Genomic DNA, 16,210 nt, shown 5'->3' with positions numbered 1-16,210 from the left:
TGCAGATTTGTGACCTGAAAGGGAATTGAATGAACATCGCAATTACCGAGGGGCTGGACCTGATGCCCCCTCCCTTCGCCAATGGCCTCGATGCCTGGTCGAGCGAGGACGGCACCCCTGGCTCGGCCACCTATGACGGCGCCGCCAATGCCGCCTTCGTGCCCGCCGACCAGGATTTCGGCGGCTGCCTCGAACTGCTCAAGACGCAAGCGGTGCAGAAGCTGCGCTGGACCGGCCAGACCCCGATCATGCCCGGGGTCTACCTGCGCATCCGCGCGCGCGTGAAGGCGGTGAGCGGCGTTTTTCCGAGCGTGCGGATTGCGGCCTATCCCGCCGACGCGGGCGGCAACAACCTCGTGGCGCTCGACCAGGTCGGCCCCTCGGTGACGCTCACGCAATACGGCGAGATCGTGGAAGTGAGCGCCATCGTCGGCACCGGGGCGCGCCCGGGTGTTCACATGGCCTGGGGCCTCGGCGCGTCCTATGGCCATTTCGGGCTGGACCTGACCGGCGGCTCGGGCGGAATTGTTCGGATCGACGATCTCGAGATCGAGGATGTGACCAGCGCCTTCCTGCGCGACATGATCGACCTCGTGGACGTGCGTGATTACGGTGCCGTGGGGGATGGCGTGACCGATGACCGCGCCGCCTTCGTGGCCGCCGACACCGCGGCGGACGGGCGCACGGTGGTGGTGCCAGATGGCACCTATTTCATCGGGTCCAGCCTGACCATGCAGTCGAAGATGCGGTTTGACGGCACGGTAACGATGGATGACGCCACCCGGCTGATCCTGATCCGCAACTTCGACCTGCCGAATTACATCGACGCCTTCGGCGACGAGCTGCTCGCCTTCAAGAAAGGGTTTCAGGCGCTGATGAACTACGCCGACCACGACGCCTTCGACATGAAGGGGCGGCGCGTCGAGCTGGATGGCCCGATCGACATGCAGGCGGCGGTGGCGGATGTGGATGCGTTCGAGATCCCGCGCACCATCCGCAACGGGCAGTTCTACGCGGTGGAGTCCACCGCGTGGGATCCGGAGCAGAGCACCAGCCAGGGCACCTACAACCCGGCGAACCCGTTCAAGATCACCGCGCTGGGCAACGCGGCACAGATCCAGCCGGGTTCGCTCGTTACCGGCCATGGCGTGGGCCGGGAGATCTACGTGCGCGACGTGGACGTGAGCGGTGCGAGCTTGACGCTCAGCGAGCCGCTCCACGGCCCCAACACGACCCAGACCTACACCTTCACCCGCCACAAATATGCGCTCGACTTCGTCGGTTTCGCCGCGCTCTCGCGGATGACGATCCAGAACGTCGAGTTCCAGATGCTCAAGCGGGGATCGGGGATCATGCTGCCGCGCAGCGGGATGAATTTCCAGGTCAAGGATTGCTATTTCAACAAGGTCGCGGCGCGCGGGATAAGCTCGGTGGGCACCGGCTGCCAGGATCTGCATATCGACCGGTGCCATTTCACCTCGCCCGATTCCGATCAGCCGGCCGTCGATCGCGCGTCTGTCGCGTTCAACGTCAACGCCAATGACGCCAAGATCCGCAACAACCGGTTCCAGCGGTTCGGCCTCACCGCGGTGATGTGCGGCACGCACCACCTGATCATCGGCAACCACCTGTTTCAGGGCGATGATCTGGCGGGCGGGGCGCTGGCGCCGGGTTGGGTGTTCACCTACGAGCCGGTGACGAGCATCTTCAACGGCAACTACGTGGACAACTGCTATATCGAGTGGACCAACGAGCATGACGCCACGCCCGACCACAACAACGAGTTCTCTTTCGGCGGGCTCACGATCACCGGGAACATCTTCCTCACCGGCAACACGCTGCCCTCGTTCCGGTTCATCGTGGTCAAGCCCTACGGCACAGGTCATTTCATCTCGGGACTGCACGTGAACCAGAACGTGTTCCGCTCGATCAAGGGCGATATCGACAGGGTCGACGGGGTCGATACCACCTTCGCCGATCTCGACCCGTGGCGCTGCCGCAACCTTGTGTTCGAGCGCAACACGTTCCACGGCGTGGTTCAGCCGGCGTCGAGCCCGATCCCGCTCAAGTTCCAGCAGAATTCCGACCAGAGCACCTGGACGCTGGATGTGAGCGCCTACATGCCCTTCGGCGGCAATGCACGCACGGTGACATCGGTGGTGGCCGAAAGCGCGATCACCGACAGCAACGGTGACCGTGTCGAGGCGATGCCTTTCGTGCGGGTCAACGAGGGGCCGAACAACGATTACGTCCAGCTCGTCTGGCCCCGTCCCTGCAAGGGCACCGTGCACGTGACCGCACGGGTCGACCGCCCCCTCTGACGTGCGCAAGAGCGCCAGCACCCCAGCACCGCCCCGGCCCCGCGCCGGGGCGGTTGCCGTTTGTCAGCGTTCCGAGCCGGTGCGCACGAGCCAGCCCCGCGGCCCGGCGATGGAATCGGGCAACAGGAGCAGCATTGCCTCGCGCAAGGCCACCGTCGCCAGCAGCGCGATGATGACCTGATCTGCGGTCATGGTTTCAAAGAGTGGCATCTGTCATCTCCCGTCCGGATCACGGTTCAAACCTCGCCCCGAATCCCGGCGAGATCGTGGCGCAATCTTGCAAAGCGCATGACCTTGGTCGGACGGCCATCGACAATCGCGCACGGCGGGGAAGATTTTGCCGCGTGTGGGTCATCCCGGCCCGGCGGCGCGGATTGACTCGGATCAAGGCGCGCGCGGCCGGTTGCGCCTAAAATCGTTGCTGAACGAACGATGGAGAGTAACGTAATGGCGATTTCCACGCAGAAACCTTCCGTGACCGCCGAAAAGGAATCGGAAAAGGTGGAGAACGGGCCCGGCGACAAGGAATCCCTGCGCCTGAAGGCGCGGGCGGAACTGGCCCGGAAGCGGCAAGCTGAAAAGGCTGCCGAGCAGGCGCAAACTGCCAAGTTTCCGCAGGTGACCGCCGATCTGATCCGTCAGACCTTCGAGAACGGTGAGTACCCCTACGAGGGCAAGCTCGACCGCAAGACGTACGAACGCGAGAAGGCGATGTTGCAGGCGGAACTCCTGAAGGTTCAGAAATGGGCCAAGGAGACCGGGCAGAAGTTCGTGGTCCTGTTCGAGGGGCGCGACGCGGCCGGCAAGGGCGGCACGATCAAGCGCTTCATGGAGCACCTCAACCCGCGCGAGGCCCGGGTGGTGGCTCTGGGCACGCCGACCGAGAAGGAAAAGGGCCAGTGGTTCTTTCAACGCTATATCGAACACCTGCCGACCCGGGGCGAAATGGTTTTCTATGACCGGTCGTGGTATAACCGCGCCGGCGTGGAACGGGTGATGGGATTCTGCACCCCGAACGAATACCTCGAGTTCATGCGCCAGACGCCGGAGTTCGAGCGCATGCTGACCCGCACCGGCATCCGGCTTTACAAATACTGGTTCTCGGTGACCCGGGAGGAGCAGCGCGCGCGGTTCCAGGCGCGCGAGCACGATCCGCTCAAGCAGTGGAAGCTCAGCCCGATCGACAAGGCCAGCCTCGGCAAGTGGGACGATTACACCGAGGCCAAGGAAGCGATGTTCTTCTACACCGACACCGCCGACGCGCCATGGACGATCGTGAAGTCGAACGACAAGAAGCGCGCGCGGCTCGAAGCGATGCGGCATTTCCTGTTCTCGCTCGACTATCCCGACAAGGACCATGCACTGGCCTATGTTCCCGACCCGCTGATCATTGGCCACGCCAGCCAGGTGATCCACGGGGCCGACCATATCCTCGGCGCGAGCATGCATCCCGAGCAGCGCCGCGTGGGGCAGGGCGACAGCTGAGCCGCCGCCCGTTCGCGATCAACGCGCGCGGCCTGTCGGCCGGGCGCGTTTTTCGTGCGGCCGCGCCAGATTCCGCCGAGGTTTCGCGAAGGCTTTGCCGCCCGAGGTGCGGCGCGCTAGGCTCGCGTTGAACTGGAGGCGGCAATGAATGTAACACGCAGAACGGTTGGCCTCGGGCTCGTGGCGGCGGGGCTTGCGGGCTGCGCTCCCGCGATGCGCGGCCCGGTGGTGGCGATGGGGTCTTCACAGGCCGCCCCGGACCCGGCGCCGAAGGCGAGCCCCGACAGCGGTTACGATGCCTGGGTGCGCGCGTTTCGCGGCCGCGCCTCGTCGAAGGGGATTTCGCAGGCCACGCTCGAGGCCGCCTTCAAAAGCGCGGGCTACCTGCCGAAGGTGATCGAGAACGACCGCGCCCAGTTTGAATCGCGGCGCACGCTGGAGGATTACATCGCCATCGCCGCCTCCGACGCCCGGCTCGAGACCGGTGGCGGGATGCTTTCCCGCCACGCCCGCGTGCTCGACCGGATCGAGGCGCGCTACGGGGTGCAGAAGGAGGTGCTCGTCGCGATCTGGGGGATGGAAAGCTCCTATGGCACGCGGCGCGGCAGCATTCCGGTGGTCTCGGCGCTGTCGACGCTGGGCTACAAGAGCCGCCGCGCGGCCTTCTTCGAGGGCCAGCTCGTCGCCGCGCTCGCCATCCTGCAAAGCGGCGACATCACCCCGGCGAAGATGACCGGGAGCTGGGCCGGGGCGATGGGGCACACCCAGTTCATTCCCACCACCTACCGGGCCCATGCCGTCGATTTCACCGGCGACGGTCGGCGCGACATCTGGTCTGACGACCCGACCGACGCGCTCGCCTCGGCCGCAAATTATCTGGCGCAATCGGGCTGGCAGGCCGGGCGGCCATGGGGCGTGGAGGTGCGCTTGCCCTCGGGAAGCGACGATCTGGTGACCCGCAGCGTGGCCGACTGGCGCGCGCGGGGGGTGACGCAGGCCGCCGGCGGCGCGGTGCCGGATCACGGGCCGGCAACGCTGATCCTGCCAAGCGGCGCGGGCGGCCCGGCTTTCCTGTTGTTCCGCAATTACAAGGTGTTCCGGGCCTACAACAACTCGATGAAATACGCCCTCGGCGTGGGCCACCTCGCCGACAGGCTCGCTGGCGGCGGCCCGCTCGTTGGCACCTTCGGCCCCGACGCGCAGGGGCTGACGCTGGAGGAACGCAAGGAAATCCAGGCCCGCCTCACCGCCGCCGGCTTCGACACCGAGGGCACCGACGGGGTGATCGGCGACAAGACCACCGCCGCCATCCGCGCCTTCGAACAGGCCCGCCGCCTGCCGGTAACCGGGATCGCCTCGAAGGCCCTGCTCAGGCAGTTGCAGGGGTGAGGGGAATGCCGCTGACGCAGGGCCTGCGCGAGCCGTCCTGAGAGGCGGTAATGCGCGGGAAGCGGACCCGGCAAAGCTGCGAATAGCGAACGCCCGTCGGAACGTGACCGGCCATACCGGCCCTCCGTGGCATGTGCAGCGAACGCCGCCGCAAACCGGGGGCGGTTCTCTCACGCAAGCGATCCCCGAGCCTTGCCGAATTTCATTCGCTGCACGGGGAGCAGACCTTCTGCCAGGCCAGCGCCCCGTGCGAGAATGGACAATCCCGCGACCCGTGCCTATCCTGCCGGCATGATCGAACGGTTCGCCATCATGCTGGCCATACTCGCGATCACCGTGTCGGCGACGGTGACCTCGGCACATGCCGCGCGCATGGGCATCGGGTCCGCCCCGGATCACGCGGCGCATCTGGGCGAGATGGTCCACGCGCCCGACCTTGCGCAGCTCGGCTGTGACGGTGCGCAGAACTGTGGGTCGGCCGATTCCGCGGCCTGCGCGGTGGTCTGCGCGGGCCTTTCGGCTTTCCTGACCCTGCCTGACGCGCAAGCCGCGCGCAGCCGTGGCGCCGCCACCCATGACCTTCCGCCCGCGGCAAGCCACATCGGCCGCGCGCCGGGACTGAACGAACGCCCGCCGAAGCTCCGTTTCCTCTGATCGCGCCGCGGCGGACGTCTGCGGCGTCACCTGGGCCTTGATGAACGGGACGGGATGTCCCGAGGAGACAACCATGAACATTCATTCGCGACGCGGCTTTCTCGCCGCAAGAGCGGCCGCCATCGCGTGGCACAGCTGCCCCGCGCGGCCGGGCAGGGAGCATGCCGGGATGATGGGCGGAATGGCCGTGGACCTGAACGACTACGGCCGGGACGCCTGTCTCGTCAATGAACGGGCCCTGTCTGACCCGGAAGTGGTGCAGGTCGAGCGCGGCGGTTTGCGATGAGCCTGCGCGCCGGCATCCTCACAGGCCTGGCGATCCTCGGGATCGTCCTGCTCGGCGTTTGGTTGGTCGCGCCCTCGGTCCTTGCCGGGGCAAGCGTGCTGATGGACGGTGAACGACTGGAGATCCTGGTCACGCGCGCCGGCCTCTGGGGGCCGTTCCTGATCGTCGCGCTGATGACCGTCGCCGTCGTGGCCAGCCCGATCCCCAGCGCGCCGATCGCGCTCGCGGCCGGGGCGGCCTACGGGCATTTCTGGGGAACCGTGCAGGTCGTGATCGGCGCCCAGCTGGGGGCGCTGATCGCGTTCGGCCTCGCCCGGGTGCTGGGGCATGACGTCTTGCGCAGGGTGTTCGGAGAGCGCGTCGATGCGGGGCTGCTCGGGTCACAGACTGCCCTGACGGCAACGGTCTTCGCCAGCCGCCTGATGCCCTTCGTGTCGTTCGACATGATAAGCTACGCCGCCGGGCTCAGCCGGCTTCATGCCTGGCGGTTCGCCCTCGCGACTTTGGCGGGGATCATCCCGGCGAGCTTTCTGCTCGCCCATTTCGGGGGCGAGGCGGTCAGCGGGGACCTGGGCCGGACGACAACGGCCGCGCTCGTCCTCGGGCTTGTCACGGCGGTGCCGCTGCTCTGGGTGGCGACGCGAACAAAGGATGGAAGGAAAGAGTGATGGCGCAGCAATACGAGAAGAACAGCCTGTCGCTGTTCGACGCCGTGGCGATGGGCACCGGGGTGATGATCGGGGCCGGGATCCTCGCGCTCACGGGTCAGATAGCCGAACTGGCCGGGTCCTTGTTCCCGCTGGCCTTCGTGGCCGGTGCGGTGGTGACGGCCTTCAGCGCCTATACCTACGTGAAGATGTCGAACGCCTGGCCCTCGGCGGGCGGGATCGGGATGATCCTCACGAAAGCCTATGGCCCGACCACCGTCGCGGCCGGGGCCGCGCTTCTGATGGCGCTGTCGATGGTCATCAACGAAAGCCTCGTCGCGCGCACCTTCGCGACATACCTGATGCGCGGCCTCGGCCTCGATCCCGAGGGCTGGTCCGTCCCGGCGATCGGCGTCGGGCTGATCGTCTTCGCCTACCTCGTCAACGCGGCGGGCAACCGTTCCGTCGGCCTTCTGTCTCAGCTCATGGCGGTGCTCAAGGTGGGCGGGATCGCGGCCTTCGGCATCGCGGGGCTCTGGGCCGGCGGCATTTCGTTCGAGGCCGCGAGCGACGGCGGAGGTGACGGGGGCGTGGCGGCCGGATTTCTGGCGTCGGTCGCGCTCGCCATCCTCGCCTTCAAAGGGTTCACCACCATCACCAACAGCGGCGCCGAGATTTCCGACCCGCACCGCAACGTCGGGCGCGCGATCGTGATTTCGATCGCGATCTGCGTGGTCGTCTATCTTCTCGTCGCCTTCGCGGTCGGCTCCAGCCTTCCGCTCGACCAGATCGTCGCGGCGAAGGATTATGCGCTCGCCGAAGCCGCCGAGCCGGCGCTGGGCCGTGTCGGCTTCTACCTGACGGTCGCGCTGGCTTTGGTCGCGACCGCGTCGGGCGTGATCGCCAGCATCTTCGCGGTGTCGCGGATGCTGGCGATGCTGACCGACATGAAGCTGATCCCGCACAGCCATTTCGGGATGCCCGGCACGATCCGCGACCACACGCTGGTCTACACGGTGGTGATCGCCGGGGCGCTGACCGTCTTCTTCGATCTCAGCCGCATCGCCTCGCTCGGGGTTTTCTTCTACCTCGTGATGGACATCCTGATCCATTGGGGCGTCTGGCGAACGCTGCGCGCGCAAATCGGCGCCCGGGGCTGGATCCTTCTTACCGCAATCGCGCTGGACGGTATCGTGCTGGCGGCCTTCGCGACGCTCAAGTGGCAGAGCGATCCACTGATCGTGGCCATCGCGCTTGTGGGGATGGCGGCCGTCTTCCTGTTCGAGCGCGTCTTCCTCGGGCTGAACCCGGCCCCACGCGGGGAGGCCCACGGCGACCACGCTTCCGCGCCCGAAAACGATCGCTCCGACGCTTGACCTTCCAATGACTGGAAGCCCCATATCTGTGCCGAAAGGACATGATACCATGGCAAACCATCACCACGATCACGACGCCCCCGAAATTACCCCCGGCGCCGACATCGCGACCGATCCGGTCTGCGGCATGGAGGTCGAGATCAAGGAGGGCACCCGCAGCCGAGATTACGGCGACGAGACCTTCCATTTCTGTTCGGCCGACTGCCAGGAGAAATTCGACGGCGATCCCTATTTCTACGCCTCGGGAAATGCCCGGAAGGCGGGGCGGCGCGCGCAGCCCGGCGCGCAATACACCTGCCCGATGCACCCCGAGATCCAGCGCGACGAACCCGGCAATTGCCCGATCTGCGGCATGGCGCTGGAGCCGATGGTGCCCTCCGACGAACCCAGCGAGGAATTGGCCGACTTCACCCGCCGGATGTGGATCAGCGTCGGGGCGGCGGTCCCGCTCGTCATCATCACGATGGGCGAATTCGTCGGGCTCGATGTGCGCGGCTGGCTCGGACACCAGATGTCCGTCTATGCGGAGTTCGTGCTGGCGACACCGGTCATCCTGTGGGCGGCGCTGCCGTTCTTCCGGCGCGGACGCGACTCGATCCGCAACCTCTCACCGAACATGTGGACGCTGATCGCGCTCGGCGTGGGCGCGGCCTACCTCTATTCGCTGGTGGCGACCTTCGCCCCGGGGGTGTTCCCCGAACAATACCGGATGGGCGAGGGCGTGGGCACATATTACGAGGCTGCCGTTGTCATCGTGGCGCTGATCTTCGTGGGCCAGGTGCTCGAATTGCGGGCGCGCGAGCGCACGGGCGACGCCATCCGCGCCCTGCTCGACCTCGCACCCAAGACCGCGCGCCGCATCCTGCCCGACGGCTCGGAATACGACGCGCCGCTCGAGAACATCGTCGAGGGCGATCTCCTGCGTGTTCGGCCGGGCGACAGCATGCCGGTGGACGGCGAGGTTGTTGAAGGCCGGTCCTCGGTGGACGAGAGCATGATCACCGGCGAACCGGTGCCGGTGGAGAAGGTCGAGGGCGACCGCGTGACGGGCGGTACGATCAACAAGAACGGCGCGCTGGCCATTCGGGCGACCCAGGTCGGCGCGGACACGGTGCTCGCGCAGATCGTCGAGATGGTCGCCGGTGCGCGGAGATCGCGGGCGCCGATCCAGGGGCTGGCCGACCGGGTCTCGTCGATCTTCGTGCCGACGGTGGTGCTGGTGGCCATCGTCGCCTTCGGCGTCTGGCTGTGGGCCGGGCCGGAGCCGGCGCTGGCCTTCGCCATCGCCTCGGCGGTTTCGGTTCTCATCATCGCCTGCCCTTGCGCCCTCGGCCTCGCCACGCCGATCTCGATCACCACGGCCGCGGGCCGCGGCGCGCAGGCCGGCGTCCTGATCAAGGACGCCGAGGCGCTCGAACGCATGGCGCGGGTCGACACGGTGATCGTCGACAAGACCGGGACGCTGACCGAAGGCAAGCCGCGGCTGACCGATGTGGTGGCGCTGCAGGGGGACGAGAAAGAGGTGCTCGGCCTTGCCGCCGCGCTGGAACGCGGTTCCGAACACCCGCTTGCAGAGGCGATCCTGAACGGTGCGGAGGACCGTGGTCTGTCGCTCGCGACGGCGGAGGATTTCGAGGCGGTCACCGGCAAAGGGGTGCACGGCACCGTCGACGGACGCAAGGTCGCGCTCGGCAATCCGGCGATGATGACGGAACTCGGGCTCGAGACGGGCGAGGCCGAAGCGCAGGCCGATACGCTCCGCTCGGAAGGCAAGACGGCGATGTTCGTGGCCGTGGACGGGGTGCTGGCCGGGATCGTCGCCGTGGCCGATCCGATCAAGGAGACGACCGAGGCCGCGATCGGCGATCTTCATGCCCTTGGCCTGACCATCATCATGGCCACCGGCGACAACCAGCGCACGGCGGAAGCCGTGGCTTCCAGGCTGGGCATCGACGAAGTCCGCGCGGGAGTGCTGCCGGAGGACAAGCAGAAGCTGGTCGAGGAACTGCGCGCGAAAGGCGCGTCGGTGGCGATGGCCGGTGACGGGGTCAACGACGCCCCGGCGCTGGCCGCCGCCGACGTCGGCATCGCCATGAGCACCGGGGCCGACGTGGCCGTTGAAAGCGCCGGGATCACCCTGATGCGGGGGGATCTCGTGGGGCTCGTGCGGGCGCGGAAGCTGGCCAAGGCCACCCTGAGGAACATCAAGCAGAACCTGTTCTTCGCCTTTGCCTACAATTCGCTCGGCGTGCCGATCGCGGCCGGCGTGCTCTACCCCGCCACCGGCCTCCTGCTCTCACCGATGATCGCGGCGGCGGCCATGAGCCTCTCGTCGGTGTCGGTGATCACGAACGCCTTGCGGCTCCGGCGGGTCGCGCTCTGACCTGCCGGCACAATATCCAACCCAAGAAGGAGAACCAAAATGACCGAAGTGACTTTTTCCCGCCGCAGGCTGCTGTTCGGGGGGGCTGCATTGCTGGCGGCTTCGCCCCTGAGGGCCATGGCGCAGGGTGCCGGACCGTCGATCCACGTGCTCAAGGACCCGAACTGCGGCTGCTGCGGTAGCTGGATCGAGATCCTCGAGGGGCGTGGTTTCCGCGTCACGACCGAGCCCGGCGCCGGGACGCTCCTGATGAACTACAAAGCCGCGAACGGCATCCCGCAGGAGATGGTTTCGTGTCACACCGCGCGGGTCGAGGGCTACATGATCGAGGGCCACGTCCCGGTCGCCGATATCCGCCGTCTGCTGGATGAACGCCCCGATGCGGTTGGCCTCGCGGTGCCGGGCATGCCTTACGGATCGCCCGGTATGGGGCCGGAAAGCGAACGCGAAGCCTATGAGGTATTCCTCATTCGAGGCGACGGGTCGACCGAGGTCTATACCAGCTATGCGGCTGGTTGACCGCGCGCAGGCCCCCGCTCAGATCGGCCCCGGGCGGCGTTCTTCGCTCAGGAGCACGTTGGCCTCCACCTCGCCCGCACCCGGCAGCGTCATGATCCGGCGGCGCAGGATGCGTTCGAAATCGGCGAGGTCGCGCGCCACGACGCGCAGGCGGTAATCGTAGAGCCCGAGCACGTGGTGGACGAGTTGCACCTCGGGGATCGCCCGCACCGCGCGTTCGAAATCCTCGAGGCTGACCCGGCCTTTGGCGGCGAGTTTCACGCCCAGAAACACCGTCACCCCGAAGCCGAGCGCCTCGTGGTCGAGATCGAGGCGGCGGCCGCGGATCACGCCCTCGTCGTGCAGACGTTTCACCCGCCGCCAGGCCGCCGGCTGGCTCAGCCCGAAACGCCGTCCGAGGGCGCCGGCCGACAGCGTGGCATCCTCGGCCAGCGCGCGCAGGAAGGCGCGGTCGGTGTCGTCGAGCCGGATCACAGCGGCAGCGCCTCGCCCTCGGCGATCACCGCCACCTGCATCAGCGCCTCGATATCGGCGATATGCGGCAGGGTGAGGATCTTTTCGCGGTAGATCTGCTGGTAATGCCCCATGTCGCGCGCGATCACGTGCAGGCGCACGTCGACGCGGCCGAGGAGGGTCTGGATCTCGGTCACCTCCGGCACGGCGCGGGCGGCGGCGAGAAACTCGTCGAAGGCGCGCGGGTTGGTCTTGTCGAGGGTGAAGCGGAGCGACACCTCGACCTCGTAGCCGAGCCTTGCCCAGTCGATCACCGCGTGCTGGCCTCGGATCACGCCGCCGCGGGTGAGCTTCTCGATCCGCCGCGAGCAGGTGGCGGGGGTGACGCCGGCCAGCTCGGCCAGCTCGCCCGCGCTGAGGGCGGGATTGGCCTGGAGGCGGCGCAGGAGGCGGCGGTCGGTATCGTCGATCTGCATGAATATTGCACCAATCATCATTTTGGCGAATTGAATTCAGCCCTTTTGAGCAAATCCACCCGCTTTTGCAAGCCATATTCAGGAAAGATCGCTAGGATGCCCGGCGAAACATCCACCAAGGGAGCCTCTCCATGCGCGTGTATTACGACCGCGATTGCGACATCAACCTCATCAAGGACAAGAAGGTGGCCATTCTCGGCTACGGCAGCCAGGGTCACGCCCATGCGCTGAACCTGCGCGATTCGGGCGCGAAGAACATCGTCGTCGCCCTGCGCGAAGGCTCGGCTTCCGCCAAGAAGGCCGAGGCCGAAGGGCTTAAGGTGATGGGCATCGCCGAGGCGGCGGCCTGGTGCGACCTCATCATGTTCACCATGCCCGACGAACTTCAGGCCGAGACCTACAAGAAATACGTCCACGACAACCTGAAGGAAGGCGCCGCGATCGCCTTCGCCCATGGCCTGAACGTGCATTTCGGCCTGATCGAGCCGAAGCCCGGCGTTGACGTGATCATGATGGCGCCGAAAGGCCCGGGCCACACCGTGCGCGGCGAATACGTCAAGGGCGGCGGCGTGCCCTGCCTCGTCGCCGTCGACAATGACGCCTCCGGCAAGGCGCTCGACATCGGTCTTTCCTACTGCGCGGCGATCGGCGGCGGGCGCTCGGGGATCATCGAGACCAACTTCCGCGAGGAATGCGAAACCGATCTGTTCGGCGAGCAGGCGGTGCTTTGCGGCGGCCTCGTGGAACTGATCCGCGCCGGGTTCGAAACCCTCGTCGAAGGCGGCTACGCCCCCGAGATGGCCTATTTCGAAACGCTGCACGAGGTGAAGCTGATCGTCGACCTGATCTACGAGGGCGGCATCGCCAACATGAACTACTCGATCTCGAACACCGCCGAGTATGGCGAATACGTTTCGGGCCCCCGCGTTCTGCCCTACGAGCAGACCAAGAAGGCGATGAAAGAGATCCTGACCGACATCCAGACCGGCAAGTTCGTGCGCGACTTCATGCAGGAAAACGCCGTCGGCCAGCCGTTCTTCAAGGCGACCCGCCGGATCAACGACGAGCACCAGATCGAGCAGACCGGCGAGAAGCTGCGCGCGATGATGCCGTGGATCTCGGCCGGCAAGATGGTCGACAAGGAAAAGAACTGAGCCGCAGGGCCGTCACGAAAAAAAGGGGCTCCGCCTGGAGCCCCTTTCTTGTTTCGGCGGGACCGTTCAGTCGTCCAGACCCGTCGGAAGTGAGGCGATGTAGCGCAATACACTGACACGATCTTCGACCGAGAAGGCGCTCAAGTTGATCATTGCAACGCCGGGGTGCGCGTTCGAGAGCTTGTTGAAGACCTCGTCGGGCAGTTCCGCCGCTTCGGTGCCGACGAAATTGTGCTCGTCGCCTTCGCCCCAATCGAGCGCCCGGCCATCGAAGCCGTGGCAGGCCGCGCAGGTGGTCTGGAAGATCGCGCGGCCACGATCCACATCGCCCACCCCGGGAATAACCTGACGGGTTTCGAGGTTGATGAAGGGGCGCATGTCGACGAGGCCCTTGGCGACGAAGGTTGCCACCCGCATCATCTCCTCCGCCGAAATCATCTCTTCGGTGTAGGGGTGGTTTTCGTCACGCAGCGTTGCCAGCAGGGATTCCGGCGGCACGCCGCGCATGGCGAGCAAACCCTTGATGCCGGTGAAGTGGCTGCCTTTGCTGTAAACGCCGCCGGCTCCCATGTAATCCCAGCCATGGCACTCCTTGCAGCGCCAGGTGCCCGCGCCCGATTGTTCGCCATTCACGTCAACCGGGTAGGCCGGGTTGGTGGCTTCTGGCTCGTCCCGGTCGAGCGCCTCCCACCAGTTGTCGTAGATCCGTCCGCCGGCCGCGATTGTCCATTCAAGCGATGCGACATGCGGCGCACCGTGAACGAATTCCTGTTGCTGTGGGCCGTGCTCCTGGGGCGTAATCGACACGGTCTGCGCCGTGGCGCTGACGGCGCCAAGCGCCATGAGCAGGGCAAGTATTCCGCTATTCGTTGTTTTTTTGATCACCGTTCGTCCCTCCCTCTTCCTGTTTGTGAGAAAAGCCGATTGTTGATCGGCTTCTCGGTTGAAGGCGGACTGCAAGCCGTTGATTTCATGAAGAGGGATGCGCCGACCCTTTGGCCCACGACGCCCTCACCAGCCCACCTGTGTCATTTTGGCGCACCGCCGATGATCGAGCAAACGCCGCGACCCATTCCAACGTTTTGAGAAAACGCAATTTTATGCGACATTGCACAAAGGTTTATCCCGGAATTCAGGCAATCCGGGGCCGTATCCGGTGGGAGGGCGAGGGGATCAGGTGGCGGGCTTGGGCGAACGGGCACAGTTCAACAGCTTGAAGCTGGTCGCGGCGCTTCTTTTCGCAAGTGGGATCGTGCTCGTGATCGACGTGGCGGAGGAGTTTCGCATCGCCTTGCGCGATCCGCCCAACGTCGGCGTGGGGATGTGGCTGCACCTCGGCTTCGAATTGATCGCGTCCTTCGGGGTGGCGGTCGCGTTTTTCGAGATTGTCCGACGGATGCGGCTGACCGTGACTGAGCTGGAAACGGAAACCGATCGGTTGCGCCGTCTTCGTGGCGATTTCGACAGGTTCGTCAACCGGCGGTTCGAGGAGTGGATGCTTACGAGCGCGGAAAAGGACGTTGCCCTGCTCACCGTGCGCGGCCTGCGGATCACCCAGATCGCCGAGGCACGAAACACGCGTGAAGGCACCGTGAAGGCACAGCTTTCGAGCATTTTCAGAAAGGTCGGTGTTTCGACCCGCGCGGAATTCCTGGCGCAGGTGCTCGACGAATTCCTCGGCGTGACGACCGAACCCGAGGCGCTGCCGAACCGCGCCTAGCCCGCCACCCGGGTGACCTCGTCGACGATCCGGTCGACCACGTCTTCCATCAGCGCCTTGTCCTCGCATTCCGCCATCACCCGGATCAGCGGCTCGGTGCCCGATTTGCGGATCAGGAGGCGTCCCTTGCCGGAGAGCAGCCCCTCGCTGTCGGCAATCACCTTTCGCACCTTTTCGTTCTCCAGGGGCAGCGCCCCGGCCGTGAAGCGCACGTTTTTCAACATCTGGGGCACGGTCTCGAAAATCCGGGTCAACTCGGAGGCGCGTTTGCCGGTGTTGATCATCTCGGCGAGAAAGTGCAGCGCCGCGAGCAGGCCGTCGCCGGTGGTGGCATAATCGGTCATCACGATATGGCCAGATTGCTCGCCGCCGAGGTTGTAGCCGCCGGCCCGCATCGCTTCGACGACGTAGCGATCGCCGACGCCGGTGCGCAGCAGCGTCAATCCTTCGGCTTCGAGGTAGCGCTCGAGCCCGAGGTTCGACATCACGGTCGCCACCAGCGTGCCGTGGCGCAACCGGCCTTCCTTGGCCCATTGCCTGGCGAAGAGCGCCATGATCTGGTCGCCATCGGCCACCCGCCCGGTTTCGTCGATCAGCATCACCCGGTCGGCATCGCCGTCGAGGCAGATGCCGAGATCGGCCCCGGATTTCACCACCAGCTCCTGCGCCCGCGCGGTTGCCGTCGAGCCGACGCCATCGTTGATGTTGCGCCCGTTCGGCGAAACCCCGAGCGGCACCACGTCGGCGCCAAGCTCCCACAGGGCCTCGGGCGCGGCGCGGTAGGCGGCGCCGTTGGCGCAGTCGATCACCACCTTCAGCCCGTCGAGCCGGTGACCGGCGGGGATGGTCGTCTTGATGAACTCGACATAACGCTGGCGGCCCTCGTCGATGCGCTTGGCGCGGCCGATCTCCTCGGGTTTCGAGGGTTCGATCTCGCCTTCGAGGATCGCCTCGATCGCCATTTCGTCCTTGTCGGAGAGCTTGTAGCCGTCGGGGCCGAAAAGCTTGATGCCGTTGTCCTGGTAGGGGTTGTGCGAGGCCGAGATCATGATCCCGAGATCGGCGCGCATCGAGTGGGTGAGGTGGCCGACCGCGGGCGTGGGCACCGGGCCGAGGAGCAGCACGTTCATGCCCGTCGAGGTCAGCCCCGCGGTGAGCGCGTTTTCGATCATGTAGCCCGAAAGGCGGGTGTCCTTCCCGATCACCACGCGGTGATGGTTGTGGCCGTCGCCGCGGAAGAACTGGCCTGCCGCAGCGCCCAGCCGCAACGCGGACGCTGCCGTCATCGGGTGGCTGTTGGCCAACCCTCTCACACCGTCGGTGCCAAACAGTTTTCGGCTCATCGTG

At 66.1% G+C, this 16,210-nt stretch carries 16 protein-coding genes; 11 read left to right on the top strand and 5 right to left on the bottom strand.

Going from position 1 to position 16,210, the window contains the following annotated elements:
- Positions 1 to 29: 29 nt before the first annotated feature.
- Positions 30 to 2,321, top strand: a complete 2,292-nt coding sequence (locus IEW01_RS17160; RefSeq protein ID WP_188530125.1) for a glycosyl hydrolase family 28-related protein — start codon at positions 30 to 32, stop codon at positions 2,319 to 2,321.
- A gap of 63 nt (positions 2,322 to 2,384) precedes the next feature.
- Here the strand turns inward: IEW01_RS17160 and IEW01_RS17155 are convergent, their stop codons facing one another.
- On the bottom strand, positions 2,385 to 2,531 hold the full coding sequence (locus IEW01_RS17155; RefSeq protein ID WP_188530123.1) for a hypothetical protein: 147 nt from the start codon (positions 2,529 to 2,531) through the stop codon (positions 2,385 to 2,387).
- Between the two features lie 237 nt (positions 2,532 to 2,768).
- On the opposite strand from IEW01_RS17155, the gene ppk2 reads away from it, so the two are divergent.
- The 8 genes from ppk2 (at position 2,769) to IEW01_RS17115 (ending at position 11,060) form a co-directional block, all read left to right on the top strand.
- Positions 2,769 to 3,806: a polyphosphate kinase 2 gene (gene ppk2, locus IEW01_RS17150; RefSeq protein ID WP_188530121.1), complete on the top strand. Its 1,038-nt coding sequence runs from the start codon at positions 2,769 to 2,771 to the stop codon at positions 3,804 to 3,806.
- A 144-nt stretch (positions 3,807 to 3,950) separates the two neighbouring features.
- The gene (locus tag IEW01_RS17145; protein WP_188530119.1) at positions 3,951 to 5,195 is read left to right on the top strand and encodes a lytic murein transglycosylase; all 1,245 of its coding nucleotides are present in this window, start codon (positions 3,951 to 3,953) and stop codon (positions 5,193 to 5,195) included.
- A 291-nt stretch (positions 5,196 to 5,486) separates the two neighbouring features.
- Complete coding sequence (locus IEW01_RS17140) at positions 5,487 to 5,849, top strand: hypothetical protein (RefSeq protein ID WP_229738329.1); 363 nt, start codon at positions 5,487 to 5,489, stop codon at positions 5,847 to 5,849.
- A 73-nt stretch (positions 5,850 to 5,922) separates the two neighbouring features.
- Positions 5,923 to 6,135 carry a cupredoxin domain-containing protein gene (locus tag IEW01_RS17135; RefSeq protein ID WP_188530303.1) on the top strand — a complete coding sequence of 71 codons (213 nt, stop codon included), beginning with the start codon at positions 5,923 to 5,925 and terminating at the stop codon, positions 6,133 to 6,135.
- The gene (locus IEW01_RS17130) at positions 6,132 to 6,803 is read left to right on the top strand and encodes a TVP38/TMEM64 family protein (RefSeq protein ID WP_188530115.1); all 672 of its coding nucleotides are present in this window, start codon (positions 6,132 to 6,134) and stop codon (positions 6,801 to 6,803) included. The genes IEW01_RS17135 and IEW01_RS17130 overlap by 4 nt, the downstream gene beginning before the upstream one ends.
- The gene (locus tag IEW01_RS17125; protein ID WP_188530113.1) at positions 6,803 to 8,158 is read left to right on the top strand and encodes an APC family permease; all 1,356 of its coding nucleotides are present in this window, start codon (positions 6,803 to 6,805) and stop codon (positions 8,156 to 8,158) included. The genes IEW01_RS17130 and IEW01_RS17125 overlap by 1 nt, the downstream gene beginning before the upstream one ends.
- Before the next feature lie 49 nt (positions 8,159 to 8,207).
- Positions 8,208 to 10,541, top strand: a complete 2,334-nt coding sequence (locus IEW01_RS17120) for a heavy metal translocating P-type ATPase (protein ID WP_188530111.1) — start codon at positions 8,208 to 8,210, stop codon at positions 10,539 to 10,541.
- Between the two features lie 39 nt (positions 10,542 to 10,580).
- Positions 10,581 to 11,060: a DUF411 domain-containing protein gene (locus tag IEW01_RS17115; protein WP_188530109.1), complete on the top strand. Its 480-nt coding sequence runs from the start codon at positions 10,581 to 10,583 to the stop codon at positions 11,058 to 11,060.
- An 18-nt stretch (positions 11,061 to 11,078) separates the two neighbouring features.
- On the opposite strand, the gene IEW01_RS17110 is transcribed toward IEW01_RS17115, so the two are convergent.
- Positions 11,079 to 11,534 carry an Lrp/AsnC family transcriptional regulator gene (locus tag IEW01_RS17110; RefSeq protein WP_188530106.1) on the bottom strand — a complete coding sequence of 152 codons (456 nt, stop codon included), beginning with the start codon at positions 11,532 to 11,534 and terminating at the stop codon, positions 11,079 to 11,081.
- Positions 11,531 to 12,007: an Lrp/AsnC family transcriptional regulator gene (locus IEW01_RS17105; protein ID WP_229738328.1), complete on the bottom strand. Its 477-nt coding sequence runs from the start codon at positions 12,005 to 12,007 to the stop codon at positions 11,531 to 11,533. Before IEW01_RS17105 ends, IEW01_RS17110 begins: the two co-directional genes overlap by 4 nt.
- A 92-nt stretch (positions 12,008 to 12,099) precedes the next feature.
- Here IEW01_RS17105 and ilvC point away from each other — a divergent pair, with 92 nt between their 5' ends.
- A complete protein-coding gene (gene ilvC, locus IEW01_RS17100; protein WP_368855202.1) occupies positions 12,100 to 13,143 on the top strand; it encodes a ketol-acid reductoisomerase in 1,044 nt (347 codons plus the stop codon).
- A 66-nt stretch (positions 13,144 to 13,209) separates the two neighbouring features.
- On the opposite strand, the gene IEW01_RS17095 is transcribed toward ilvC, so the two are convergent.
- Positions 13,210 to 14,028, bottom strand: coding sequence for a c-type cytochrome (locus IEW01_RS17095; protein WP_188530102.1), 819 nt, complete (start codon positions 14,026 to 14,028; stop codon positions 13,210 to 13,212).
- A gap of 301 nt (positions 14,029 to 14,329) precedes the next feature.
- Here IEW01_RS17095 and IEW01_RS17090 point away from each other — a divergent pair, with 301 nt between their 5' ends.
- On the top strand, positions 14,330 to 14,863 hold the full coding sequence (locus IEW01_RS17090; protein ID WP_188530100.1) for a helix-turn-helix transcriptional regulator: 534 nt from the start codon (positions 14,330 to 14,332) through the stop codon (positions 14,861 to 14,863).
- Here the strand turns inward: IEW01_RS17090 and glmM are convergent.
- On the bottom strand, positions 14,860 to 16,206 hold the full coding sequence (glmM, locus tag IEW01_RS17085; RefSeq protein WP_188530098.1) for a phosphoglucosamine mutase: 1,347 nt from the start codon (positions 16,204 to 16,206) through the stop codon (positions 14,860 to 14,862). The genes IEW01_RS17090 and glmM overlap by 4 nt on opposite strands.
- Between the last annotated feature and the right edge of the window lie 4 nt (positions 16,207 to 16,210).

Origin of the sequence: Sinisalibacter lacisalsi (assembly GCF_014640115.1) — a bacterium.
GTDB classification, from domain to species: Bacteria; Pseudomonadota; Alphaproteobacteria; order Rhodobacterales; family Rhodobacteraceae; genus Sinisalibacter; species Sinisalibacter lacisalsi.
This window is presented reverse-complemented; position numbering and strand designations above follow the sequence as displayed.

Coding starts and splice junctions, on each gene's coding strand:
- IEW01_RS17125 (WP_188530113.1), top strand. CDS start 6,803: ATGGCGCAGCAATACGAGAAGAACAGCCTGTCGCTGTTCGACGCCGTG.
- IEW01_RS17120 (WP_188530111.1), top strand. CDS start 8,208: ATGGCAAACCATCACCACGATCACGACGCCCCCGAAATTACCCCCGGC.
- glmM (WP_188530098.1), bottom strand. CDS start 16,206: ATGAGCCGAAAACTGTTTGGCACCGACGGTGTGAGAGGGTTGGCCAAC.
- ppk2 (WP_188530121.1), top strand. CDS start 2,769: ATGGCGATTTCCACGCAGAAACCTTCCGTGACCGCCGAAAAGGAATCG.
- IEW01_RS17160 (WP_188530125.1), top strand. CDS start 30: ATGAACATCGCAATTACCGAGGGGCTGGACCTGATGCCCCCTCCCTTC.
- IEW01_RS17105 (WP_229738328.1), bottom strand. CDS start 12,007: ATGATTGGTGCAATATTCATGCAGATCGACGATACCGACCGCCGCCTC.
- IEW01_RS17145 (WP_188530119.1), top strand. CDS start 3,951: ATGAATGTAACACGCAGAACGGTTGGCCTCGGGCTCGTGGCGGCGGGG.
- IEW01_RS17155 (WP_188530123.1), bottom strand. CDS start 2,531: ATGCCACTCTTTGAAACCATGACCGCAGATCAGGTCATCATCGCGCTG.
- IEW01_RS17135 (WP_188530303.1), top strand. CDS start 5,923: ATGAACATTCATTCGCGACGCGGCTTTCTCGCCGCAAGAGCGGCCGCC.
- IEW01_RS17130 (WP_188530115.1), top strand. CDS start 6,132: ATGAGCCTGCGCGCCGGCATCCTCACAGGCCTGGCGATCCTCGGGATC.
- IEW01_RS17115 (WP_188530109.1), top strand. CDS start 10,581: ATGACCGAAGTGACTTTTTCCCGCCGCAGGCTGCTGTTCGGGGGGGCT.
- IEW01_RS17140 (WP_229738329.1), top strand. CDS start 5,487: ATGATCGAACGGTTCGCCATCATGCTGGCCATACTCGCGATCACCGTG.